The sequence below is a fragment of the Streptomyces sp. NPDC026673 genome, assembly GCF_040638135.1.
Taxonomy (GTDB): domain Bacteria; phylum Actinomycetota; class Actinomycetes; order Streptomycetales; family Streptomycetaceae; genus Actinacidiphila.
On the sequence record NZ_JBEZXR010000178.1, the window covers coordinates 1 to 2,230 of the forward strand.

General features: G+C 68.9%; 2 protein-coding genes and 1 pseudogene. 2 read left to right on the forward strand and 1 reads right to left on the reverse strand.

Going from position 1 to position 2,230, the window contains the following annotated elements; genetic code table 11:
• Nucleotides 1-87 precede the first annotated feature (87 nt).
• Nucleotides 88-369, forward strand: a pseudogene (locus AB0F62_RS42705) (transposase); the annotation flags it as partial.
• Nucleotides 370-373: 4 nt separating this feature from the next.
• Here AB0F62_RS42705 and AB0F62_RS42710 read toward each other — a convergent pair.
• Entirely contained in the window at nt 374-937 is a 564-nt protein-coding gene (locus tag AB0F62_RS42710; RefSeq protein WP_361812299.1) for a hypothetical protein, read from the reverse strand.
• Nucleotides 938-1,080: 143 nt separating this feature from the next.
• Between AB0F62_RS42710 and AB0F62_RS42715 the strand changes: the two genes are divergently transcribed.
• Nucleotides 1,081-2,067: a WHG domain-containing protein gene (locus AB0F62_RS42715; RefSeq protein WP_361812302.1), complete on the forward strand. Its 987-nt coding sequence runs from the start codon at nt 1,081-1,083 to the stop codon at nt 2,065-2,067.
• Nucleotides 2,068-2,230: the final 163 nt, after the last annotated feature.

Below are 2,230 nucleotides of genomic sequence, written 5' to 3' on the forward strand. Positions count from 1 at the left end.
CGAAGCACTCCCAGGCGCGGCTTACAGAACAGATGTCTCGCCCAGCCCCTGCCGAGGCCAGCAACATCCAACCTCGGTGCCTATTAGGCCTACAGCAACAGAATCATCCGCGCCTACCTGAGACGCCGCGGCATCCGGCACACCATCCCGGAGAAGACTGACACCCAAGCCGCCCGCCAGCGCAAAGGCTCACACGGCGGACGACCACCCGGCTTCGACGAAGACCGGTACAAGAAACGCAACACCATCGAACGAGCGATCAACCGGCTCAAGCAACACCGGGCCGTGGCCACCCGCTACGACAAACGTGGGTACGTCTACCTCGGCACAGCCACCGCAGCAGCACTCGCCATCTGGCTCAGAACATGATCGACTAGTGGCTGTCGAGCCAGCGGCGTGCCGCCAGGCTCAGCGGTGCCTCGTCCGGATCGCCCATGTCGTCCATGGTGCCGTCCGTTAGATCCTCGGCCCACTCGCGGAGGACCTGCGAACGATGCGGCGCCTTCAGCACGGAGGTGCTGATGGCGTGCTCCCACGTCGTGGCGAAGCACAGCACGTTCCCGCCGAGGGAAAGCATGCTGAACTCGGGGCGGTAGGGGGCACTGCCGAGCAGCCCGTCAGCACCCTTGCCCATGATGTCCCACTCGCTCTGCAGCTCGACGCAGTGCCACCGTGCGAGGCGGTCCTGGCCGGGGTGGAGCGCGATCAGGAACCTGCGGTCGGTCTCGGAGAAGAGTCCTCCTTCGACCGACAGCCGGTACCAGTCGGCGTTCGCCTTCTCGTGCAGCTGCGGATCGAGGAAGTCCAGCATGGCCTCGACGCGCCCGTCCTCAGACGGGACGCTCGGTGCCTGGCTGGTGACGGTGGGCGGAAGGAGCCCGTCGGGCGCGGTCCAGCCCTCCACGATGCGCAGACCGGCTGCGGCGAGAGACTTCATGATCCCCATCATGCCGTCTCCGCCGATCAGCACACAGGGCAGGGCGATGCTCGGCTACGCGCCCGGCCGACGCCCGTTATGGCAGACGCGGCCATGCGTTCCTCGATACCGCCACCGCAGCCATCGCGGTCATCCCGTTACACATGATCGTCCGGATAAGTCCTAGGGCCGGATTCGACCGGGCCACGGTCATCGCGGCCGCGTCGGAACTCGCCGACGAGGTCGGCTTCGCCGGCCTGACCATGGGCCTGCCGGCCGAACGGGTCGGCGTGCGGCCACCGTCGCTGTACAAGCACGTCGATTCGCCGGACGCCCTGCACCGGGGCGTCGGCCTCCAGGCCGTCCGCGGCATCGGCGCCGTCCTGACTCGGGCCGCCGTCGGCCGGTCCGGTCCGGACGGGGTCCGCGCGATCGCCGAGACGTACCGGAAGTGGGCCCTCGACCACCCCGGCCGGTACGCCGCCGGCGTCCGCGCCCCGCGCCCCGCGGACGAGGAAAACCAGGCCGTGGCCCACGAATCGGTGCAGATCCTGTTCGACGCGGTCGCCGGCTTCGGGCTGACCGACGAGCGCGCCATCGACGCGGTCCGAGGGCTGCGCACCGTCATCAGCGGCTTCGTCGGCCCCGAAAGCGACGATGCCTTCCAGATGGAGCGCGACCCCGCCGGCAGCCACCGGTTCGTCGTCGACACGCTCGTCAACGGCATGCGGGCCGGCCATCGACGGGCCCCGCACTGCGCCGCTCCATGCCGGGGAGGGATCATGACCCAGGCCGCCGACTCCCCGAACCGCCCCAACGCCGCTTCCGGGCTGCGGTTCCTGACCGAACTGATCGGCTGGACGGCCACCCCGTGGGCACTGCACAGGGTCGATTGGGCGGTCGCGATCACCGCGCTGGTCCTACTGATCGGACTGCCGGCTGTCGTCGGGACGCCCGGCGACCGCCCCTTCGACCCGCCGGTGGCGATCCCCGGCGCGGCGATGCTCCTGCTCGTGCTCCTCGAAGTGGCCGTCGCAGCGGTGGCCCCGTGGTTCGTGTGGCCCACGGGGGCGGCGGTCGTCGCGACCGCGCTGGCCGCGACGTCGGTCGTGCTCGAACAGCCTCGCTGGCGTTGGCTGTTGCGCCACTGAATCACAACTCGATATACGCCCTGGCTGAGGGAGACAGCGGGAGGGCTGTCTCCCTCTTCGCGTCAGACGGGTCTGACACGAAAATAGAGTGAACCGCGCAGGTCAGACAGCTGGGATCGGTTCGAAGCGGACGGTCAGTCCGAGACTGTTAGCTTCCTTGATC

Excerpts from the sequence above, each read along its gene's own strand:
- AB0F62_RS42710 (WP_361812299.1), bottom strand. The coding sequence starts at position 937 with ATGAAGTCTCTCGCCGCAGCCGGTCTGCGCATCGTGGAGGGCTGGACC.
- AB0F62_RS42715 (WP_361812302.1), top strand. The coding sequence starts at position 1,081 with ATGATCGTCCGGATAAGTCCTAGGGCCGGATTCGACCGGGCCACGGTC.